24 protein-coding genes, 1 tRNA gene and 1 pseudogene are annotated in these 22,529 nt (G+C 32.3%); 12 read left to right on the forward strand and 14 right to left on the reverse strand.

What is annotated here, in order from left to right; translation table 11 throughout:
- Nucleotides 1–19: 19 nt before the first annotated feature.
- Together TZ01_RS02710 and TZ01_RS02715 are read left to right on the forward strand one after the other, a co-directional pair.
- Entirely contained in the window at nucleotides 20–502 is a 483-nt protein-coding gene (locus TZ01_RS02710; RefSeq protein WP_197065848.1) for an adenosine-specific kinase, read from the forward strand.
- 31 nt (nucleotides 503–533) lie between these two features.
- Nucleotides 534–606 (forward strand) — tRNA-Arg (locus TZ01_RS02715).
- 50 nt (nucleotides 607–656) lie between these two features.
- On the opposite strand, the gene TZ01_RS02720 is transcribed toward TZ01_RS02715, so the two are convergent.
- Nucleotides 657–2,090: a hypothetical protein gene (locus TZ01_RS02720; RefSeq protein ID WP_048101237.1), complete on the reverse strand. Its 1,434-nt coding sequence runs from the start codon at nucleotides 2,088–2,090 to the stop codon at nucleotides 657–659.
- A 134-nt stretch (nucleotides 2,091–2,224) separates the two neighbouring features.
- Between TZ01_RS02720 and moaA the strand changes: the two genes are divergently transcribed.
- The 3 genes from moaA to TZ01_RS02735 all read left to right on the forward strand — a co-directional run bounded on the left by moaA (nucleotide 2,225) and on the right by TZ01_RS02735 (nucleotide 4,246).
- Entirely contained in the window at nucleotides 2,225–3,175 is a 951-nt protein-coding gene (moaA, locus tag TZ01_RS02725) for a GTP 3',8-cyclase MoaA (RefSeq protein WP_048101238.1), read from the forward strand.
- Between the two features lie 5 nt (nucleotides 3,176–3,180).
- Complete coding sequence (gene moaD / locus TZ01_RS02730; RefSeq protein ID WP_048101239.1) at nucleotides 3,181–3,417, forward strand: molybdopterin converting factor subunit 1; 237 nt, start codon at nucleotides 3,181–3,183, stop codon at nucleotides 3,415–3,417.
- Nucleotides 3,418–3,481: 64 nt separating this feature from the next.
- On the forward strand, nucleotides 3,482–4,246 hold the full coding sequence (locus TZ01_RS02735) for a hypothetical protein (RefSeq protein ID WP_054964017.1): 765 nt from the start codon (nucleotides 3,482–3,484) through the stop codon (nucleotides 4,244–4,246).
- Between the two features lie 5 nt (nucleotides 4,247–4,251).
- Here TZ01_RS02735 and TZ01_RS02740 read toward each other — a convergent pair whose 3' ends face one another.
- The 6 genes from TZ01_RS02740 to TZ01_RS10015 form a co-directional block, all read right to left on the reverse strand.
- Nucleotides 4,252–5,616 carry an MFS transporter gene (locus TZ01_RS02740; protein WP_048101241.1) on the reverse strand — a complete coding sequence of 455 codons (1,365 nt, stop codon included), beginning with the start codon at nucleotides 5,614–5,616 and terminating at the stop codon, nucleotides 4,252–4,254.
- Nucleotides 5,617–5,709: 93 nt separating this feature from the next.
- Nucleotides 5,710–6,810: a CaiB/BaiF CoA-transferase family protein gene (locus TZ01_RS02745; RefSeq protein ID WP_231563410.1), complete on the reverse strand. Its 1,101-nt coding sequence runs from the start codon at nucleotides 6,808–6,810 to the stop codon at nucleotides 5,710–5,712.
- 5 nt (nucleotides 6,811–6,815) lie between these two features.
- The gene (locus TZ01_RS02750; RefSeq protein ID WP_048101242.1) at nucleotides 6,816–7,850 is read right to left on the reverse strand and encodes a hypothetical protein; all 1,035 of its coding nucleotides are present in this window, start codon (nucleotides 7,848–7,850) and stop codon (nucleotides 6,816–6,818) included.
- A gap of 78 nt (nucleotides 7,851–7,928) precedes the next feature.
- A complete protein-coding gene (locus TZ01_RS02755) occupies nucleotides 7,929–9,113 on the reverse strand; it encodes an MFS transporter (RefSeq protein WP_048101243.1) in 1,185 nt (394 codons plus the stop codon).
- Between the two features lie 243 nt (nucleotides 9,114–9,356).
- A complete protein-coding gene (locus TZ01_RS02760; RefSeq protein ID WP_048101244.1) occupies nucleotides 9,357–9,545 on the reverse strand; it encodes a DUF4143 domain-containing protein in 189 nt (62 codons plus the stop codon).
- Nucleotides 9,535–9,780, reverse strand: a complete 246-nt coding sequence (locus TZ01_RS10015; RefSeq protein WP_048101245.1) for a DUF4143 domain-containing protein — start codon at nucleotides 9,778–9,780, stop codon at nucleotides 9,535–9,537. The genes TZ01_RS02760 and TZ01_RS10015 overlap by 11 nt, the downstream gene beginning before the upstream one ends.
- Before the next feature lie 96 nt (nucleotides 9,781–9,876).
- Here TZ01_RS10015 and TZ01_RS09930 point away from each other — a divergent pair, with 96 nt between their 5' ends.
- From TZ01_RS09930 to TZ01_RS10025, 4 genes and pseudogenes are all read left to right on the forward strand, one after another.
- On the forward strand, nucleotides 9,877–10,005 hold the full coding sequence (locus TZ01_RS09930; protein WP_255350855.1) for a hypothetical protein: 129 nt from the start codon (nucleotides 9,877–9,879) through the stop codon (nucleotides 10,003–10,005).
- Nucleotides 10,006–10,076: 71 nt separating this feature from the next.
- Nucleotides 10,077–10,379 (forward strand): annotated as a pseudogene (locus tag TZ01_RS09935) (transposase); the annotation flags it as partial.
- 28 nt (nucleotides 10,380–10,407) lie between these two features.
- Nucleotides 10,408–10,536: a transposase gene (locus tag TZ01_RS10020; protein ID WP_269082533.1), complete on the forward strand. Its 129-nt coding sequence runs from the start codon at nucleotides 10,408–10,410 to the stop codon at nucleotides 10,534–10,536.
- On the forward strand, nucleotides 10,533–10,676 hold the full coding sequence (locus TZ01_RS10025) for a hypothetical protein (RefSeq protein WP_156150285.1): 144 nt from the start codon (nucleotides 10,533–10,535) through the stop codon (nucleotides 10,674–10,676). Before TZ01_RS10020 ends, TZ01_RS10025 begins: the two co-directional genes overlap by 4 nt.
- Before the next feature lie 25 nt (nucleotides 10,677–10,701).
- Here TZ01_RS10025 and fdhD read toward each other — a convergent pair whose 3' ends face one another.
- The 3 genes from fdhD to fdhF are packed head-to-tail and all read right to left on the reverse strand — an operon-like array spanning nucleotide 10,702 to nucleotide 14,892.
- Nucleotides 10,702–11,514, reverse strand: a complete 813-nt coding sequence (gene fdhD / locus TZ01_RS02775) for a formate dehydrogenase accessory sulfurtransferase FdhD (protein ID WP_052656705.1) — start codon at nucleotides 11,512–11,514, stop codon at nucleotides 10,702–10,704.
- Complete coding sequence (locus TZ01_RS02780; RefSeq protein WP_156150286.1) at nucleotides 11,511–11,954, reverse strand: DUF1641 domain-containing protein; 444 nt, start codon at nucleotides 11,952–11,954, stop codon at nucleotides 11,511–11,513. The genes fdhD and TZ01_RS02780 overlap by 4 nt, the downstream gene beginning before the upstream one ends.
- 1 nt (nucleotide 11,955) lies before the next feature.
- A complete protein-coding gene (fdhF, locus tag TZ01_RS02785) occupies nucleotides 11,956–14,892 on the reverse strand; it encodes a formate dehydrogenase subunit alpha (RefSeq protein ID WP_048101247.1) in 2,937 nt (978 codons plus the stop codon).
- A gap of 102 nt (nucleotides 14,893–14,994) precedes the next feature.
- Here fdhF and TZ01_RS02790 point away from each other — a divergent pair, with 102 nt between their 5' ends.
- Together TZ01_RS02790 and TZ01_RS02795 are read left to right on the forward strand one after the other, a co-directional pair.
- Nucleotides 14,995–15,573: a hypothetical protein gene (locus tag TZ01_RS02790; RefSeq protein ID WP_048101248.1), complete on the forward strand. Its 579-nt coding sequence runs from the start codon at nucleotides 14,995–14,997 to the stop codon at nucleotides 15,571–15,573.
- A 34-nt stretch (nucleotides 15,574–15,607) separates the two neighbouring features.
- Nucleotides 15,608–16,066: a molybdopterin-guanine dinucleotide biosynthesis protein B gene (locus TZ01_RS02795; RefSeq protein ID WP_048101249.1), complete on the forward strand. Its 459-nt coding sequence runs from the start codon at nucleotides 15,608–15,610 to the stop codon at nucleotides 16,064–16,066.
- Here the strand turns inward: TZ01_RS02795 and TZ01_RS02800 are convergent.
- The 4 genes from TZ01_RS02800 to TZ01_RS02815 form a co-directional block, all read right to left on the reverse strand.
- Nucleotides 16,052–16,597 carry a molybdenum cofactor guanylyltransferase gene (locus tag TZ01_RS02800; protein WP_048101250.1) on the reverse strand — a complete coding sequence of 182 codons (546 nt, stop codon included), beginning with the start codon at nucleotides 16,595–16,597 and terminating at the stop codon, nucleotides 16,052–16,054. The genes TZ01_RS02795 and TZ01_RS02800 overlap by 15 nt on opposite strands.
- The gene (locus TZ01_RS02805; protein WP_048101251.1) at nucleotides 16,594–18,333 is read right to left on the reverse strand and encodes a molybdopterin-binding protein; all 1,740 of its coding nucleotides are present in this window, start codon (nucleotides 18,331–18,333) and stop codon (nucleotides 16,594–16,596) included. Before TZ01_RS02805 ends, TZ01_RS02800 begins: the two co-directional genes overlap by 4 nt.
- Nucleotides 18,324–19,550, reverse strand: coding sequence for a molybdopterin molybdotransferase MoeA (locus tag TZ01_RS02810; RefSeq protein WP_055032253.1), 1,227 nt, complete (start codon nucleotides 19,548–19,550; stop codon nucleotides 18,324–18,326). Before TZ01_RS02810 ends, TZ01_RS02805 begins: the two co-directional genes overlap by 10 nt.
- A 343-nt stretch (nucleotides 19,551–19,893) precedes the next feature.
- Entirely contained in the window at nucleotides 19,894–20,595 is a 702-nt protein-coding gene (locus TZ01_RS02815) for a purine-nucleoside phosphorylase (protein ID WP_048101377.1), read from the reverse strand.
- Between the two features lie 266 nt (nucleotides 20,596–20,861).
- On the opposite strand from TZ01_RS02815, the gene TZ01_RS02820 reads away from it, so the two are divergent.
- A complete protein-coding gene (locus TZ01_RS02820; RefSeq protein WP_048101253.1) occupies nucleotides 20,862–22,511 on the forward strand; it encodes an NADH:flavin oxidoreductase in 1,650 nt (549 codons plus the stop codon).
- Nucleotides 22,512–22,529: the final 18 nt, after the last annotated feature.

Raw genomic sequence — 22,529 nt, forward strand, 5'->3', positions numbered from 1 at the left:
TTTTTAGGCATATATATTTATGGAAATGGATGAAATAGATATAGATATACCGGAAAATACCAATATAATACTGGGCTACTCACACTTTATAAAAACTGTTGAGGATCTTAATGAGATTATAAAAACAACGGTGCCACAGAGTTCTTATGCAATAGTTTTTTCGGAGGCATCAGGTGAGAGATTAATAAGATATGAGGGTAATGATGAGTTTCTAATAAATCTGGGCATTGAGAATATAAGGAAGATTTCTGCAGGGCATACATTCCTAATATATCTGAAAAATGCATATCCCATAAATGTTTTAAACGCCATCAAATTATGCCAGGAGGTTGGCACCATATATGCCGCAACTGCCAATCCATTAAAGGTTATAATTGCCAGAACCGATAATGGCAACGCTGTACTTGGTGTTTCTGATGGGTACTCTCCACTGGGTGTCGAGGATGAGGCTGCAAAAAAGAAGAGGCATAAATTATTAAGGGATATAGGTTATAAATCTTAATTTTTTTATCTTATAAAGCAATTATGCAACTGGGCCCGTGGTGTAATGGATTATCATATAGGCCTCCGGAGCCTATAATCCGGGTTCGAATCCCGGCGGGCTCAATACACATTGTTTTTGAAATTATTTAAACCAAACAATATGTAAACCCAATTTAAAATTTTATTATGCGTAATCCAATAAGCACTGCTATGGTTATTGAAAGTATGGCAGTAATTAATGATAGATACCCATAAATTCTCTGCTCCTCATTTATTTTTATTCCTATAATATTCAGCCTCTCTTCCAGATTTAAATATAAATCCCTAACACCATTGGAAATCTCAAGCAAATTCAACTCATTTCCAATATGTATCATAGTCTTAACAACATTGTAAACATTATATTCATCCAGTACCTCTGGGGCATGTTTTAAAACTTCCCTGTATCTACGGCCATAAATGAATTTTGAATAGCTGTCTATTACAAGTTTAAGATATTCCACAATATGGCTTATAATCAGTCCACCACCGGGCAGATACTGATTTAGTGATTGTCCAGCTGAAAGCCTGACAACGATGTTATGGAAAAAATATACCGTAGAATTCCCCTCATAATATGTATACATGCTGGCGGTGATTTTTTTAACGAAAAATCTATCAAAACCCTGCCTACTTATTTTAAACCTTATATTATCCTTTTCATCACCATCAATTGATAAAAAACCGGTATTTATATAAAAAAACTCAAGTAAAAATCTTACCATTGTACACGTTTTATTTCTTTCATCCTCAGTGGTATAATCATGACTGCTGTAACTAATGAACCTGTTTATTGGATCTGGTGAGATAATATTAAAAAGTACCGGATTTATTGAAATATCTGCCACGGTGTGATATCCAAGGGTATAAACATCGCCAAATGGATTATCATTTATAGCTCTGTTAAATCTGTCCAAAAACTGATGCTGTATTAAATAAATTCCAAGGTTTTTTATATTTGCCTCGTTTTTATATTCCTTAGAAAAATTATACAATAAACCAAAATTTTTCCCCAAGGCCACAATGTCATTTTCTGGAGATGCAACACGGCGGAATTTGAATTTCAATAAGCTGTAATCTCCAGTTGGAATTAATATTGAATGGATTGTAACCACAGGATCAAATTTTATTTTAGAACCTTTTATGTTATAAATTTTTAAAAAAAAATATACTTCTATGTTATATGTCCCAACATCATTCATTTCATCCTTTTCTAATAAATGCACGTTTTCAAAATATCCGGCCTTAAATGTGTAAAGTTTCCCCGCCTCCAAACTGGAAAGAAGCTGGTTTTTTCTTTTTAAAATGTCCATTAGAATTTTTGAATCATTATCATTGGATGTAAAGTCAAATACTGTATTATTATTTTTATAATCATGTAAATTTATAATTTTTTTATTTATAATATTTTTAAATATTTCATAATCTGCTGTTATTTTTTCTGATGGATTAATATTATCAGAATTTTTTAAAAATTTCAGTTGGTTATCCCTGTATGTCAATCGTGCAGCAAAGTGGTGAAAAATTTTTATCTCATTGATTTGGTCCAGGGTATTATTATCATCCATTATATTATATAAATATCATAATTATAAATTTTTGTTAATATTATCTCTTTTAGGGACTTTTGTTAGATACATCTATTTTTCTTCATTTATTTTGTAAATAAATGTTTAAATATCAACAAGGCAATTATTATGCAATGATAAACGGACTTATTTCCAAAAATACTGTCTTTGATAATTATGGCAGGCCTGTTACAAGCCTGAGAATACAGCTAAATGCCATATGCAATTTTAACTGCTTTTTCTGCCACATGGAGGGCACGGAAAGGAATATGTCGTTTTTAACGCCGGAGAATATAGAAAAAATAGTTGAGGTGGCTGCCTCACATGGTGTTAATAAGGTAAAATTCACAGGCGGTGAGCCCACACTCAGAAACGATATACTTGAAATAATAAGAAGGACAAGGAAGCATATTAATGGAAGTATATCAATGACCACAAATGGAGTTTTGCTCCCAATACTGGCGGTGAAATTAAAAGATGCCGGCCTCGATAGGGTAAATATATCAATGCATTCCAATGATGATTACACCTTTGAAAAAATTACAAACGTTAGGAGGGATTATCTTGACACTGTTAAAAGAGGCATACAGGCGGCAAACAATGCAGGCTTAACACCAGTCAAGGTTAATTTTGTTGTTCTCAAGGGCATCAATGAGGACCAGATAGATTCCATGATAAACTTCTGTGCAAAAAATCACGCAATACTCCAGTTAATAGAGTTTGAAACGTCCCGTGGCAGGGAAAATTCAGGTGATTATTTAAAATATCATGTCAGCCTTGAGCCAATTGAGGAAAAAATAAAAAAACGCTCGATTTATATGGAAAGAAATGAACTGCATAACCGTGAAAGGTATATATTGAATACATTGGACGGCGAGGTTAAGGTGGAATTTGTAAAACCAATGCATAATAAGGATTTCTGCAAACACTGCACCAGATTGAGGGTAACAGCAGATGGCAATTTTAAAACATGTTTGCTTAGAGAAAATGATTATTTTAATATAAAGGATAAGCTTAACAATCAAAGGTCACTTGATGAAGAGTTTATCAAGGCTGTGAAAAACAGAATACCCTACTGGAGGTGATTATTATGAAAATAAATGTTAGGTATTTTGCAAGCATAAGGGACATTACAGGCCGTGATGAGGAGTGTATAGAAATAAATTCAGATGATATAAATGAATTAAAAACCATACTATTTAAAAAATATCCAGAATTATTGGACAGAAGGCAGATATTCTTTGCTGTTAATGAGGAATATTATAATGGCCAGAGGTTAAAAGATTCCGATAATATAGCTGTTTTTCCGCAGGTAAGTGGTGGATAATAAAATCCAAATGTTGCACAAATAAATAGTATAAATTTTTAAAGTTTGTAACTATATGGGTAAAATGGGATTTCTTGAAAATTACAGGATCTGCAAGCATGCATATAAAAATGCCTTTGCTGTTGCAAGGGAAATTACAGCAAAAAAGGACAGAATAATAGTTAATGCCATTCCAAACAGGCGGGCAATATGGAACCATGAAAAGGCAATGCTTTATGCAATATGCAAATACTATGGCCAGTGCGGGAAGAATTTAGATTTTTTTACATTTGAGGATACAAAGCTTCCAGACTGCATTAATTTTAAGTATAAATATGGCCAGCTAATGATGTGTAACCTTGATTCAGACCCTGACTTTTCTGACGTATTCATATTTGACCGTCTTTCATTTTTAACAGGAAACAACCCTGATGTATTAATAATCTCAGAGGATAATGGGGATTCCCTTCTTTATGCAGCACTTAACACCTCTGGAAAAATTTATGGAATAAATCATAATAAAAACGCCGTGAAAAATTTAAACATAAATGAGGTTGATAGGAGAATAAAATTCATTAACTGTGAATACTCCGATGGTAAAAATATTAAACTCTCAGAAATATTTGAAAAGTACTGCAATGATGCAGATTATGTTTATATAGATGCAAAAACATGTGAAAACAAATTTTTATCAGAGGAAAACGATTCATTTGAAAAGATTAAAAGAATAGCTGTTAAATCATATGCAGATCCGGAGGTTGTAAAGGCCAAACTGGAAAAATATGGATTTACGGCCAGTATAACAAAAAATGCGCATAATAAATTCTCCTATATTTACGGGGAAAAATAAAAAAATTATTCTATAATTTTTTCAACCTGTTTGCCGGTTGATTTTGGACCTATCAGTGCAAGGTCAATTACAACTATGGCAATGAAGACCCATATTATTCCAAAGCTGGCGAGCACCCCATGAGGAAGTATAACTGCCGCTATGAATAAAACCAGTATTGATGTGGATACCCTGCTTACGGAATAAACCGTGCCTGCCGCGGTTGGCCTTACCCTTGTTGGAAATATTTCTGCCTGGTATGCATGGAAAAAGTTTGAAAAGTTCCAGAGAATAAACGTTGTTATGAAACCAAATATAATCACCATGTAAACATTTGTGGCAATTCCAAATAAAGTTCCAAAGACCCCTGCAAGAATAGCTGTTAATATAATTCCCCATTTCCTTTCGATCTTATCCACTATAAATAAATTAAACACCGATCCAAAGAAGAAGCCAGCGAATATCAGAAATGTAAACTCAAGGGTTGATGCTATTGTGTAACCTTTTGCTATCAAAAACGTTGGTGCAAGTGCAGTAAATCCATAAAATATTCCAGACTGAAAGAACTGGAATATAAGCATCATTGTTGTTCTCTCTCTTAAATCAGGTTCAAATATATCCTTAAACCTGCTTTTAGCCTCATTTACCTCTGTTTCTGTTTCCACAGGCGGTAGCTTGCTTAACTTTAGGTCCTTTTTGGTCTTGTCCTCCCATTCAGTGGTTATTTCATCAGCCTCTTTATATTTGCCCTGAGTTTCAAGCCATCTTGGCGATTCCTTAAGCCTGGTTCTTACTGCCCATATTGCAATTCCAACAGCACCCATGAACCAGAATATAATTCTCCATGAGTAAAATGGTGGTGCATATTTTTGCATTGCAAATGTCAGAAATGCTATAAATGGACCGGCGGTAACAGCAATTGTGTAAACAAGTGCAAGTCTGTTTCCCCTGACCTTGCCCGGCATCATTTCTGTTGTAAATGAATCAACAAGAGGGAATTCCCCACCGACACCAATGCCACCTATAAAAATAAATATTGCCATGGCAAGATAATTACTCATTAGGCCTGCAATAAACATTCCTGTTGAAAATACAAGCAGATTGTATAAAAACACAAATTTTCTGCCCCTTCTATCGGCAAGCCATCCAAAGAAAATGCTTCCAGTAAATTCTCCAAGGAAAAATGCAGTTGGGATTATGAGTGTACCAACAGTTGTACTGAAATGAAGCACGCTTACCATGAGTGCCAGTATGGCACCATTTCCCAGAAGCATGAGTGTCTCTGCCCATTCACCACCGGCGACCATAAGCAGAAAATTCCTGTGAACACCTGACCATGGGAGTCTTTCCAGTCTATCAGACACGCTACCAGCGTATGGTTTCCCATCCATGTAATTACAAATATATAATAGTATTAAAATACATATTCTAACATATTAAATAAAACTTTTAACGCATTTTAATATTTAATGAGATAATAAATGTTATTTAATTACACCGGAATCTATAAAATTTTTAATTTCCTCAGCTGTATAGCCAAGTTCTCTTAGAATTTTTAATGACGAGCATCCAAGGTTTTCTATATTTTTTTTATTATTTCTTGTACCGGGAACATATGGCATAATAAAATCAGTGCCATTATATTCTGCATTAACCATGTGCATAAGTGCGTGTTCATTTTTTAATAAATCCCACGGCCTGTTTAAAATTCCGTAGCTTATATTAAATTTATTCAGTCTTAAAATTATGTCATTTAAATTATATGAAATTAAAATTTTCTGGATTTCCGGAATTAATTTATCACGCTGGTTATATCTTTGAATGTTGGATTTGTATTCATCCCTTGGAGGTATATTAAATGCCCTGCAGAAATCACCCCATTGAGTATCCGTTGATATTGCTATAAAGATTTTTTTGTTATCAGAAGACATAAAAAAATCATATATTCCCCATGCAAAATTTTCCTCATTTAATGGCATTAAATCCCTTTTCTCCTTCTGGTATGTTACAATGTGCTGACCCACAAGAAACATGGCGGTTTCAAACAAACCTATTTTTATGAACCCTGATTCATGCCTTCTGAGTTTATCAAGGACTAGCATTACACCCATCATGGCAGTGGCCATATCTATGGCTGATGAACCTATCCTCATTGGTTTATTTTTAAGTCCGGTCATATATGCAATGCCAGATTCTATTTCTATTGGGAAATCAAGCGATTTTCTATTTTCATACGGCCCGCACATATAGCCCTTTATTGATAAATATATTATTTTTGGGTTTAACTGTTTTATGCGGTCCTGATTAATTATTTTATCCATAGATCCAGGACCTAGATTTTCAACAATTATATCTGCATTTTTTATTAGGCCTTCCAGTATTTTTTTGCCAGTATCTGTCCTGAAATCCAGTGCAATGCTCTCCTTGCCCCGATTATAATATTCAAAGGTACCAGAGCTTGAACCTGTCAATTTTCTTGATATATCGCCACCATTGGGATTCTCAATCTTAATTACCCTGAACCCAAGATCTGAAAATATTAAACCTGCAGTTGGGCCTGCAACCACCTGGCCAATTTCAAGCACGGTAATCAATTTAAATCACCGGCCAGCTTAATTATTTCCTCCGCACTTAACACCATTCCAGTATCTGATGATAGGTCTTTTATCTTTTTTATTAATAAATTAAGATTTTCATCGCTAAGGTTTAAATTATTAATTGCCAAAATATTCCTTATCATGGCCTTCCCTGTATAAACATTTACTGAATAATCAGTACCGGTAAAAATATTGCCATAAGAGGCATGTGTCCCTGCAGTATTGTAATTTATATTTTTGCCAAAAACTGGTATATTATCATAAAAAAATTGCTGGCCTGCCTTTTCTGTTATTAGGTCATGCATGAAACTGTATAAAGTCTTCATTTTCTCCATATTTATACTGGTTTTACCCAGGTTATTCAGGTAATTTGATATGACTGCAATATCTGTGATGCCATTCCTCTCACCGAGGCCAAATACACTTGCATCAACATAATCTGCACCGTTTTTTAATCCCTCAATTGCATTGGCTATTGAATATCCATAATCATTATGGCAGTGTATTTCCAGTGATGTTTTTACCTCATTTTTAATCCTTTTAATTATCGTTCCATATTTATTTGGTTCCGTAATTCCCTTTGTATCTGGAATCTGGATAATATCAGCACCTGAGTCATGTATTAACCTTGATATTTTTATTAAATCATTTATGGTGTACTGGTCAATATCAACCAGGGCGACCTCAAGTTTTCTGCAAAGCCTTGATGCATACCTTATATTTTCCAAAATTGTGTTAATATCTTTTATTATGAAGGGTAAATGCAGGGATATATTTGCTCCAGTGGAGTATATTTCGTCTATATCAGATTTTAATGTTCTTCCAAGACCATAAACATCCTTAAAAATTCCCCTTTTAACTATTTCCTGAGTTACATACTTTTCAGACTCGTGGGCAGATGGATATGAAACCAGGGCTTTTTTAATTCCAGCATCAGATATCATTGTGGCAAGTTTTATTTTTTCATTTACAGTGAATGCAATGCCTGGTGCCTGCATTCCCTCCCTCAAAGTATCATCAGAAATCATGGGTTAAATATAATATTTGATTATATTAAATTATAATATAACAGATTAGATAATATAATGGTTTTTATAAAATTTATGTTAAAGCATGCTTTTATTAACCCCGAAGATTTTATCGTCCTTCCAGAATTTCTTAATAATTACTGCCACTGAAATAATAACAGGGATAATTAGAATCGCAAAGGTTTTTTCAAAGCCTATGTAAGGTATTATGGCCGCAAAGATTAATGGTATAATCATGAAAAGGCTCATGTTATAGGAATAGAAATAAGAATTTATCGCATTCCTTTCATATATGGATGATCCACGTGATATTTCAATGGTGGATAGTGGAAATATGGAACCGTGCGGTATACCCAGAAGCATCATAACAAGTATAAATGTATCATAATTTGGAAGAAACGGGAACAGTATTAGGGCTATAACTGTTATTGCCGGGGCAATAATTATTGCGTACCTGATATTTTTTATTGGCCTTATGCTAAGGTAAATCCTAACAAAAAACGATACTGTAAAGAAGAATACAAATGGAAGGTATGCCATGTATCTGCTTACCTGGAATCTTGTTTCTGCAAATATGGCAAGAAAAACGGTCAGGGCGGCAAATGGAACATTATAGGTGGTTATTGTTAGTATTGATGTCCATAGGCCACTATTATGTCTAATGGATTTCCCATGTGTTTCCCTTTTATTTTCCGGGAATTCCATGAAAAATGATGATATAAATCCTATGATGCCAATTGGTGCAAAGAAAAGAAATATAGTTCTATAACTTATAATTTTGAGCAAATAGGATTCCAGGGTTGGGCCAAAGACAAGGCTAAAACTTAGACCAACGGAATAGATGCTTAAAAGCCTTTCCCTGCCTGTTTGATCAGGATAGAGGCTTGCAGATGTAACTATATTTGGCAGAATTATACCGTATGCCAGCCCAATTAAAAATGAAATAATAAAAACGCTTATGCTATTTGATAAATAGTAAAGTATTAAAAACAATGTTAATAAAAAATTTGAGAAGACAAATACCTTTTTCCTTAACCGGGCGTTCATTAATGGATTCAAAAATGATGTGGCTATTACAGTGCCAAGATATATTACTGCAGTAACAAGTGCGGTTAATATATAGGAAAAGTGAAGAATGTATTTGGAGAATAAAGGCACGGTTGTCACAACCATATTGTTAGTTGATCTCATTGAGATTGCCATTAAAATTAATATTATGGAATATAAGAGAAAAACATGTTTGCTGTTGTTTAGTTTATTCATAAACCATTATTTAATGGTATTATTTATATGGTTCGTTATTTTTTTGATTATTAACTTATGCCATATAAAAGCTTAAAATAAGATATTATAAAAGTTTGGATTAACATAGCATATAATTATTTTATTTTAAAATTTTAATATTAATTATGGGTAAATACCATACCGGTAAAATTTTAATTTTGATGTTATCAATAATTTCTTCCCTGAATTCATCCTTGCTTATAATTACACCATAATTTAAATTTAGTTTTTTAAAACTTTTATAAAATTTTTTATCTCTACATTATTTCTATATTTAACCTCCACAGGTATAATATTACCATTTTTTAAAATAAAGTCTATTTCATAATTTTTATCCCTGAAATAATATTTCGAATCAAGTTCCTGCATGACAAAATTTTCTATTAATTTTTCATAATAACTATTTTTCATAATAACTATAATCCATAATGTTTTTATAATTGCATACAAAGGCTGAATTATAAAAATATACCTTTTTCATTTTCCGTGATGCTGATGTAAATGATCTTCTAAAATTTAATATCAATTTAATAATCAATGAATATTCTAAATAACCAAAATAATTTATTAATGTCTCCTTAGAAATATTAAGCTCTTTTGATAATGAGTGGTTGTGTACCGTATTTTGTGTATTTATAAACCCCATGTTAATAATGATATGATCATTAAAAAGGATGATAGTGTAATTCTTTTGCTGTAAATTTAAAATGACTATTTGCAATATTATAATGAGGTAAACAAAATGACAAATGAAAAGAGTCAATTAATAAGTATAGAGGAATTAATAAAGGTTTTCATAAATGACAGAAAAGATGGAAAGAAGGAACTGATTACATGGTTCTTAAACAATGTAATGGATCAGTCCATTTGAAAGTTAAATGCTGTAAGATCTTAAAGGAATAATAAAAGGACAGGCTACAGGAATGGAACCAAAAAAGGAAATTAAAGACTTTGGATGGTGAATTAACATTAGACAAGCCTGATATAAGGTCAGGATCTTTTACAACTAAGGTATTCGACAAATACTCCACTGTTGAAAGGGCATTAAACTCTGTAATAGCAGAATCATACATTAATGGTGTATCAACAAGATCTGTTAACAGTATAATAAATAATCTTGGTGTCAGTGTATCTACTGAGTATGTATCATCACTGAATAAGGAACTGGATGCCAAGGTTAAGGAAGTCTTAGAAACAAGGATAGATGATAAAATAATATACCTATATAGATGCATCATACTTTAGGGTAAGGGAAAATAATAAATATAAATCAATGGCATTATACACATCAATAGGTGTAAACAGCAATAGAATAAGACAGATTCTTTCCATTAATATTTATAATTCAGAGGATGGGATGGACTGGAATAATTTCTTCTTTAAACTCAAGGAAAGGGATTGACAGGAGCAAAGCTGGTAATATCAGATGGCCATAGGGGAATAATCAATGCAGTGAAGGAATCATTTCCGGGATCCTGGGGCATTTTTTTATTATGGGTCTTTATACTAATAAATATGATTATATATCCAACATCAAGATGATTAATATAAAATTTATAATGTTATTTTAAAGTATTCTTTCATCATGAGTATATATATTAAATTTATTATCGCGTGCAAAAGAAATTAATGTAATATTAAATGTATCTGCAAGTTCCACCGCAAGCGATGAGGGTGCAGAGACTGAACTAATAATTGATATGCCAAACATAGCCGCTTTCTGTACTATTTCAAAACTTGCCCGACCACTCACCTGCATTATTGTGTCCTCCATCCTTGATATACCATTGAGAAGAAGTTTTCCTATGGATTTATCAACGGCATTATGCCTTCCTATATCCTCAGATATGGATATCAAATTTCCATTATAATCAAATATGGCAGCGGCATGTATACCACCTGTATATCTGAATATCTCCTGATTTTCCCTCATTTTTTTTGGTAACAAAGAAATCAGATTATGTTCTACCCTATCTTTTATTTTCACAAATTTGGAATTTTTTATAAAAACATTCTCTATATTTGTTTTACCGCATACACCGCAGCTTGAATTAACGTAAAAATTTCTCTGATTTGTTAAATCATAATCAATTTTATTTACACTTACTATAACTATATTATTTTTTTCGTTTATTTTAGCTCCATAATCATAATTTACGCCTTGAAAATCTTTTATTTTTAACATTCCTTCATCAAATAAAAATCCAACGGCAAGTGGGAAATCATCAACCGGTGTTCTCATTATAACCGACACCGGCTCTGTGTTTTTGCCATCTGATAATCTTATTTCCAGGGGTTCTTCTGATGTTATGTAATCATTTGTAAAATATTTATTTCCATCGATACATTTTATAATTTTTTTATTAATATATGGATTCATTTTTTACCAAATGTATCTGATAGTATCTTCAACAGTAATATAATAGTCCTGGCAGTATCATTATTATTTATAGTCCTCGCTATATCCATAAGCCCATATCTTCTATCAGGAATTTTAGCATTACTTATTGCATTTCCAAGTTCTGACATGTAATTTACAGTTTTATCTGTGTCCAGTTTTGATAAAAGCTGGAATATACTAAAAATATTTGTCATGGATCTTTTTGTATCCTCTGATTCTAGCTGGTCTGATAATGTGTCTATGATATATTTATAATTTGATGTTAATGCATTAATAAGTGAAAAAAACCCGGAATCGTTAAGATTTTTAACTGTTTTAAGAAGGTTGCTGAAACTTTCCTTATATTCCTCAGGCAGCATGTCTGTTATATCCATTTCGTTTTTTTCATTTTCCTCAATATATTCTATTGGTTTTGCCATTTTAATCATCCGTTAATTTTACATAATCTGTTCTCTTCCACTTCATTTCTATGTTTATTCCTTTTTGTGGAACACGTTTTCCAAATCTTGGATTTGTTTTTGGAAGTGGAGATGGACCCTTATCTTTTAATTTAATTATTTTAACAGGCAATTCCTTATATGACGGTGTATCTGAATCAGGATCGCGGTTATATGACGTAAGCATGTTTATGCCCTCCTCGTCATATGCAGCATTCATAGGCATATACAGCTCATTTCCACTCACTCTATCGGTTACAAGGGCACGTACCTTTACACTGCCCCACTTTGAGACTATTTTTACATAATCACCGGATTCTATGCCATAATCCTTTGCCAGGTCATTTGATATCTCAACAAAGGTGTCAGGCACTTTTTCCCTTATACCGGGGGTTTTAAATGTTTCATTTCCCTCATGGAAATGCTCAAGCATTCTTCCATTGTTTAGGTGAAGCGGGTATTCTTCATCCTCCATTAATGGAGGCCTGTATTTAAGTATGTATAGTCTTGCCTTGCCATCAGGGAAATTGAATCTATCCTCATATAAATATTCAGAATCCTCACCATTTTCCTTCATGGGCCACTGAAGGCTCTTAAATCCTTCGAGCCTGGAATAATTAACGCCCTTAAATATGGGGCACAATTCAGATGCCTCATCCATTATATCAGATGGATTTTTATAATTCCATCCCGCTCCAAGCTCATTTGCAATATCCTGAATTATTTCCCAGTCAGGTCTGGTTTCAGCATATGGTTCCATGACTCTGTACAATCTCTGTATCCTTCTTTCAGTATTCACAAATGTACCTTCCTTTTCAAGGCTTACGCTTGCCGGCAAAACAACATCTGCAAATTTTGCAGTTTCTGAGAAAAATACATCCTCAACTATTAAGAATTCAAGATTTTCAAGTGATTTTCTTACCATTTCAGAATCTGGACCAGTACTGGCAAATTCCTGTCCAACAATATACATTGCTTTTATTTTATCGTTATCTATGTTTTCTATGCATGATACATTATCTATTCCTGGCTTAACCGAAAGCTTTGTATTCCACGCCTTCTCAAATTTTTGTATAACATTTTTATCATTTATTGGCTGATATCCAGGCAGATAAGTTGGCATTGCACCGAAATCACTTGCACCCTGTACATTGTTATGTCCCCTTAAAGGATACGCTCCTGTGCCTGGTCTTCCGTAATTGCCGGTTATCAGTAATAAATTAGATATTGCAGTTGATTCATCAGACCCTGCAGAATGCTGTGTAACACCCATGGCCCATAGTATGCACATATTTTTAACACTATGAATCATCTCTGCAGTTTTTATAATCTGATTCCTTGGTATTCCTGTTATTTTTTCAGCATTTTCCAGTGTAAATGATGATAGACTTTTATAATAATCATCAAAATTATTTACTCTTTCATCTATGAATTTTTTATCATGCCATTTTTTATCTATAATATATTTTGTTATGGCGGAAAGCAGTACAATGTCAGTTCCAGGTGCAGGATGCAAATATATATCTGCACGTTCTGCCATCTCATTTTTTCTTAAATCAGAAACTATTAATTTCTGCCCATTTAATTTATGCGCCCTTTTTATTCTTGTTGCAATAACTGGATGGGATTCTGCTGTATTTGCCCCTATTATAAACACAAGATCAGATTTGTAAATATCCATTATTGATCCTGCATCACCACCATAACCTACAGTTCTCCACAGTCCTGTTGTTGCAGGAGCCTGACAAAACCTTGAGGAATTATCAATGTTATTGTTGTGAAATATCTGTCTTGCAAGTTTCTGCATTAAATATGCTTCTTCATTAGTTCCCTTTGATGATGCTATAAACATTATTGATTCATTGCCGTATTTTTCAGAAACCTTTTTTAATCCATTGGCAGCGAACCTTATTGCATCTGACCATGATGTCTCAATAAATTTGCCATTTTTCCTTATAAGTGGCTTTTTTAATCTTTCCTTGCTGTTTACAAAATCCCATCCAAATTTACCCTTTATGCATGTGGATATACCATTCGCCGGTGATTCAATCTCCGGCTGTACCTTCAAAATTTTTCTTCCCTTGGTCCACATAGTGAATGAACATCCAACACCACAGTATGTACATACAGTTTTTGTCTTTTTTATCTGTTCATTTCTCATCTGTGCCTCAATGTTGCTTATTTTCATTATCATGCCAATACCTATTGGTTTCTCCAATCCTTTTCCAAAATCCACCAAATTATCTTTGGCTTTTTTTGTTAGCGATGTAAAATAGCCCGCCTCTTCCAGCATTGATTTTTCCATCAAGGCATTTACAGGGCAAACGGTAACACAGTGGCCACATGAAACACATGAAGACTCATTTATTGGTTTATTATCATCCCATATAACACGTGGTTTCTCAAGTGACCAGTCTATGCTTAAAGTCTCATTTACCTCAACATCCTGGCATGCCTCAACACACCGCCCACATAATATACATTCATCTGGATCATACCTGTAAAATGGATTTGAATAATCCGGTTCATACCCCTTTTTTTCAAACGGATATTTTTGCCTTTCCAAATTTAACTTATCAACTGCATTATGCAATGCACAGTCACCGTTATTATTTTCACATACAGTGCAGTGTAAATTGTGTCTCGTAAGTAATCTATTCACTGCTTCTAACTGCCTTGATTTTACATCTTCTATCTCATAACATATATTCATATTATCCTCAATTTCTGTGGAGCATGCCCTTACAAATTTGCCATTTGCTTTAACAATGCATGTATCACATGATTCTATTGGTCCAAGAGCTGGGTTAAAGCATACATGCGGTATATCTATATTATTTTCCATCATGGTTTCTAGAATAGTTTTACCTTTTTCGACATTATATTCATTTTTATCTATAAAAACTCTTAATTCTGGCATTAAATCATCTAATTAATTATAAATTACTATTATTTATACATTTATACTCAGAATATTGTATAAATTTTTAAATAATCAATTATAATTTATTTTAGATAAAACATGTATGCAGCTTTGCCTCCATTGGCGGTTGGATTTTTTGGTCTAGGAATAGGCTATTTTGTTTATGGCGGTGCAGGCCTTTTTAAATACCCTAAAGAGGCTAATGAGAGGGTAAATCATTCCATGGGTTTATGGGGAATAATGATGCCTGGTTTTATGCAATTTCTCACAGGAACATACCTTTGGTTGGGGTTAACAATTTTTCATGCCTTCAGATCTTCACCAATACTTTATATGGCTGCCCTTGCCTTTACGGCATATGGTGTTCATTGGTTTGCACTTGGATATAATAAATACAAGGATGCAGATACAACTGTGGATGGCTTCATGGCCATCGGTTTCCTCTGGATATCCATAGTGGGTGCTTTAATATTCTTTTTGGGAAAGGATGTACCTGTTGGTATACTCTTTGTACTTCTGGCGTTAATATATATAAATGATATACCTGCAAGTCTTGCTCATTCAAAGACATGGGGAAGAACAAAAGCATTCTTTCAGTTTATAACCGGCATATGGCTAATGTATCTCATGTTTGCAGCAGCAATGAATTTTGCACTTGGATATCATTTATTTCTTTGATAAATATTTTATATCTAATTTTTATGTATTATGGATGGCAATTTTTTCCTTTTTTGGGTCCTCAAAATCTGGAAAAACAACAGTAATATATGATTTAATAAAACGCTTGCATAAGGATTTTAAAATAATGTATATAAAGGATATACCACATGATAATATATCTCTGGATACAGAAAACAAGGATACATGGAAAATGGAAAATGCAGGTGCTTATATTACATATGGATTAACGCCGTCAAAGTCATATAAGATGATTAATTCTCATTTAAATATTGATGATATAATAGCTGAAAATAATGCGGATATAATATTTATTGAGGGTTTTAAATCATATAAAAAAGCCATAAAATTCCTTGTGCTTGGTAATGAAGATTTTTTAAAATATGAACATAATTATATAATAAAAGCAAACAATAATGAATACAATAAAAAATGCATTATTTACCCAGATGATTTTGATAAATTATTAAGCATTATTTTAAATACAGTTTAAGTATTTGTTTACAAAAATTAAGTCATCATAATAATTAACACTTTTTAATTTTATTGTATCTTTTTTAATATAACTTATGTTATTTAGTTCCATAAATTTTTTAACACTGCTGCCTCCAGAGTTTATGTAATTTTCCATTTTATCATATATTTTATAATTGTATATAGAAAATAATGGTTCATAATAATTATGATTTAAAACCGATACTGTATTTTTATTATAATTATCAATCAATTCCTTTATTATATCATGATCTATAAGCGGCATATCCCCGCCGACGGCAAAAAATTCTTTGAAATTTTTAATGCAGTAAAGTATTGAATTTATTAAAACGCCATTTGTATGATCATATAATACATCACAGTATTTGCACTGCAAAGAAAAATTTTTTGTAAAGAGTGTAATTTTATCAAATAGACCTGTTTCATATAATATTCTAGAAATTCTATTTATCATCGTTTCATTGCATATTATTTTATTATGCTTGTCTTTTAATCTTTCACTTTTTTTAGCAAATATTATTGCCATCATAGATTATCATTAATAAATGCTTTTAATTCATTATAATAAATACTGTTCTTATTTATATAAAAATAAAAATAAATATTATCAATGAAATCAAAATTCAAATTATAATATTCAGCATAATTCTTATATGTTATCCCGACATCGCAACGCTTATTTTTGACGTAATCGGCTATTATATTGGGATTATCAAGATAAATAATATTTTTGGTATTCAATTTATCATACGAGTAATCATACAGGCCTGATCCCTTATATAAAATCGCAGCTGTGTCATAATTTCTTTTGCTGTAAACAAAACCGTATGGTGTACCAATTTTAATTATATCATAGTTTTTATTTTCAGGGTTATTTTTATAATTTAAAATATATAGATCAGCCTCATTATTCTCCATGGATCTTATAATGTCATTGTATCCTGATTCTATGAATATTGATTTTAATCTTATATTATACGGCATATCCTCAATTAATGGTGAATACTGACCGTATATAAGAATATCAGGTATGTTATTATTAAAAATATTAACTTTAATTTCTGTATTTTTCTTTAAATATTCTGACGTTGAATTTATGATAGAAAAACCGTTGGCCCTCATTATTCGGGATATTGACCCTGAATTGCCATGAACCTGATATGCATAATATTTTTTATCCTTTTTTAATAATTTTATTAAAAGCAAATCAGTGTTGCCAACATGCAGCTCAAAATTTTCTTTTGTATATGCATTTATTTTATTATAATTATAATTATAATTAAAAATGCTGAATATATTCGGTATAATAAGTGAATACAAAATCATCATGGAAGAAACCGGGAAACCAGGAAGACCAAAGATTATTTTTTTGCCTGATTTTGCAAAAATAAATGGTTTCCCTGGTTTTACCCTAACGCCATGGAATAATATCCCTGGAGTATATTCACCCAATATTTTATAAACCATGTCCTTATCGCCTGCAGATGTACTCCCAATTGTAATTGTTATATCGTTATTATTTACCGATTTATCAATTGCATTTTTTATTAATTCATAATCATCTGATAGTATTCCATAATTTTTTACATTAAAATTATTAAGGCTGTTAAGTTCTGATTCTATTGCCATAGCGTTGGAATCATATATTTTCCCATCTATATAATTATCACCGGGATAAATTAATTCATTTCCGGTGCTTATTATTCCTATGTTAATTTTCCTTAGAACCTTTATTTTATCAAGACCTGTGGCTGCCAGCACTGCTATATGCCTTGAATCCAGCATTGTGTATTTGTTTAATATTTTTTCACCCTTTATAACATCAATACCTGCATTTGAAATTTCATTAAATTTTGGAACAGATTTATAAAATATTACAGTATTTCCATTTATATTTGTATCCTCAAATGGAACCATGGCATCTGACCCTATTGGTATTGCACCGCCTGTTGGAACCTTTATGCATTTCCCGCTTCCGGGATGATTCACAGGTGTTTCACCAATAAATGTTTCGCCTGAAAGCAAAAGTTTAACAGGATTATTATAACTTGCATCCTTAATATCAGATGATATAACGGCATAGCCATCAACCTGTGATCTTGAATATAAAGGTAAATTATTTTTGCTGTAAATGTCCTCTGCGCTTATTCTATTGTATGCTTCACTTAAATTAATAATCTCAGAATCTGATAATTTTTCCATATTTTCATTTATTATTTTATAAGCATCATCAAATTTTATTAAATCATGGAATATTAGTCCCATTCTATATCACCTATTTTATATGCATTTATTATATTACCGGCCTCTATTCCTTCTTTATAATCTGGAACCATAACAATGGAATTTCCATATATTATTGATGATAATATGCCGGAACCTGTTGTTCTTAATGGTTTGATATGAATTCTATTATTTACTGTATATGCTCTGCATATTTGAAATGTTGTAAATCCTATTTTATTATGTATATTTTCATCAAGAATTCCATTTATTTTATCATAAATATCAAAATTAGATATTTTTTTTATATACATATTTACAAATACCAATGATGAGATGAGTGCTGCAACAGGCAATCCAGATACCGAAATAACTGGCTTATTTTTTATATTAAATAATGCAACTGTTCTGCCAGGTTTTATTGCCACACCAGAAAAGAGAATACTCCCAATTCTGGACACTGCATCTGTTGTTTTATCCCTTCTTCCAAGACTCGTACCTCCAGTAATTATAATTATATTGCACTTATCAATTATTTTATTTATATGGTTAATTATGCATTCCTCATCATCACCGCATATGCCACCGTCCACTACTTCAGTATATGGCCTTGAATAATAATTTTTAAGGAGAATACCTGTGGAATTTACTATTTTTTTGTTTATAATTTCATTTCCTGTGTTAATTATGCCTATTACTATTTTTTTATATACATTAACATTATTTATTTTAACTGATGCCATTGCAGCTAAATGCTGGGGCAGTATTTTATCGCCCTTTTTAAGTATTCTGTAATTTTTGGATAAATCCTCACCCTTTTTGAATATATTTTTATTTTCACCAGAATAGGAATAAACATATATATAATTACCAGACCTTTCTGTTTCCTCTACCTTTATTACTGAATCCGCACCCTGTGGAATCTCTGAACCGGTGTAAACCTCTATGCATTCATTTATATTTAAATTCTGATCAAATTTTTCCTCTGCGGATTCTGACCCAATTATAGTTAACTTTGAAGGGTTATTCACAGAGGCATTTAATGTATCCACCGATCTAACAGCATAGCCATCAACAGCACTTTTATCAAATTCAGGTACATCCATATTTGATAAAATATCATTATATATAATTCTATTAATAGAATTGTTTATACCTACATTCTCATATGCTGGATATTCCCATTTAATAGAATTAAAAATATTAACAGCTTCTTTATATGAAATAAATTTATCAAAGCCCTCCATAATATGCTTCATATTAACCACCATTTACCTCCCGGAGGAATATAACAACACAATTTTCTTAATTTTTTACCCTTGTAATCTTCATTATATATTGATATTAATAAATTCCTATCATTTTTTATTTCAAGATATTTATTGAATATAATTTTTTAATTTGTCCATTGAATTTAAATTTATATTTATAATTTCATGATTCTCTCCTCTTATGTCTTTTATATGTTGAAAATAATAATTGCATACCACTGAGTTGTAATGAAAAATAAAATGAGTGGGGTCCAAGGTAGGAAAATAATGCATATAGTGAGCTGACGTATGTTTAAACAACCTAATGTAATTTCCTAAAAATTATAAAAAATTAATTTTTTCCTGTGAGAAGGTTCAGTATAGTTTTGGCTATTTTATTTTCTGATTCATTAATATTGTTTTGTTCCATTGATTTCCCGGTTACTGCATTGGAGTAAATTAAATGCACTGATAGTGCCCTTACATTTTTAAGCCTTGAAATAAAGTAAAGTCCGGCACCTTCAAGTTCAACTGCAATGTGACCAGTTTCTGACAATTTTTTAATAAACTCTGGTGTGTGGGCAAATAATGCATCACTTGTAAATACATTTCCTATTTCAGTTTTAATATTAGCGTTATTCAATTTTTCCCTTTCAGAGGCAAGAAATTCAAAGTCTGGTGTAAGGGCCATTGAAAAGTCAGAATTCAGATACTGTTTAAATGTGCCTCCAGGGTTATAAGAATATCCAATGGGAAGAACCACAGTGCCCGGTTCCATGCTGTCTGATACTGCTGTGGCTGATCCGAATCTTACTATCTCTCTGGCACCAAGAGATATTAAATCGTCTGTTACCAGTGTTAATGATGGAATTCCTATTCCATGAAAGACTGTGGTAATATCCTCATTGCCATATTTGCCTGTGTATGCAGTGTAACCCGCAAATTCTGATATTTTTACTGGGTTCTCAAGGAGGGAATTAACTATCTTTTGTCTGTTCAGGTTTCCAACTATAACTACTTTTTTGCTTACCTTTTCTGCCTTTATTATTGCCATAATTCCAAATTGCATAAATAAAGAAAAGTATAATGTTAGGCAAATGTTCACATATAAACTTTAAATAATTTTGTGATATTATCATATAAGACAGTTATCTATTTAATCAGAAATAACTTTTTTATAAAATTATTTTTATTAAAATATTATATATAGATAATGCATAAATTAATTTTTAATTTTGTTTTTCAAACTTTTAATATAAAACATGATGTTATTATTTTCATATAATAAACACTTTTAAATGAATACGAATATACAAAAACATGGATGTTTTTAGCACCGGAACCATAGGTAATTTGGAAATTAAAAACAGGCTTGTCATGGCGCCAATGATCTCCAATCTGGCCTCTCCAGATGGCAATACAAATGAGGATCACATAGCATATCTGGAAGAACGTGCACGTGGTGGTTATGGATTAATAATTACTGAATATACATATGTGGATGAACTAAATGGTAAGGGATCGCCAAACCAGCTAGGGATGTTTTCTTACTCACAGACTCCAAAATTTTTCAGGTTAACCGAGAGAATGCATAAATACGATTCCAGAATTTTTGTTCAGCTTGTTCATTCAGGTGCCAAGGCCTTACAGGGCCTTAATACCAAAAAAATATTTGCACCGACAGCCATGGATTATATGGGGAATGTGCCTCAGACCATGAGTATTGAGGATATAATTAATGTTCAGGAAAAATTCTACAGGGCAGCAGACATAGCATACAAATCAGGATTTGATGGGATAGAGCTTCATGGGGCCCATGGTTATTTGCTTGAGGAATTCATATCCCCTGCCCTTAATAAAAGGGATGATAAATACGGTGGTTCATTGGAAAACCGGCTTAGGATAATTAACGAAATGACTGAAAATATAAAGAATTATTATGATATACCATTAGGAATAAGACTGAGCCTGTATGAAAATGACCCTGATGGCTACGGTCCCGATTACGGTTTAAAGGTGGGTGAATCAATAAGGAAAATTGATTATATTCATTACTCTGCTGGCAGATTCGCACCCCCAGCATCGTCTGCACCATTCTATTATGAACATAATCATATTTATGCAAGGCTTCCAAGGAGACCGGATAAAACAACCATTCTGGTTGGTTCTGTAATAAATGCTGCCGATGCGAACGAAATATTGAAGAAGGCAGATTTTGTAGCAACCGGCCGTGAGGCCCTGGCTGATCCATACTTTCCGTATAAATTATTGCACGGTCACAATCCAAGGCCATGCATCAGGTGCAATCAGGACTGCAGGAGGTTAGGTCTTAACGAGGTACGCTGCACTGTCAACATTGATACAGGCCTTGAGCTGTACAGCACCATAAGAAGGAACAAAAAATTAATTGGAGAAATAGAAATAGATGGTGCGGGTATAAAAGGTTTGGAGGCCGCACTTTATGCACTTTCACTTGGATTAAAACCAGTGATTTATGAGGAAAATGTCCCCGGTGGGCAGATTAACGATATTTTAGAACCACATAAAAGAACTGAATTTAAGGCACTTGTGGATTATTATTTAAATGAACTTGATAGGCGCGGGATAACAGTAGAAAAATCAAGGGGAACATCAGGAATAGACTGTTCTCCTGATAAGGTTTATCCTGATATTAAAAATATGGGGGATGTTTCAATTAACACAAATATATACAGATACTTTGATGATGCACTGGAAATTTCGAAAAAAAATACAGTAATTATCAATCCAGAATCACTGGAAATCCTCGAAAGGTCAAGAAGGGAATTTTACATCAAACTTGCAGAAAGGCATGGAATTAAATTCATTAAACAGGATTCATACAATATAAATATATTTGATAAAAACCAGTATGATATAAGATCTGCAATGATCAGTGGAAGAAGGGCCGTGGATTCATATATTATGGAGAATTATGATGAATTAAATTAATGTATTTTGATTATAATA

Source organism: Acidiplasma sp. MBA-1 (assembly GCF_000949015.1).
GTDB classification, from domain to species: domain Archaea; phylum Thermoplasmatota; class Thermoplasmata; order Thermoplasmatales; family Thermoplasmataceae; genus Acidiplasma; species Acidiplasma aeolicum.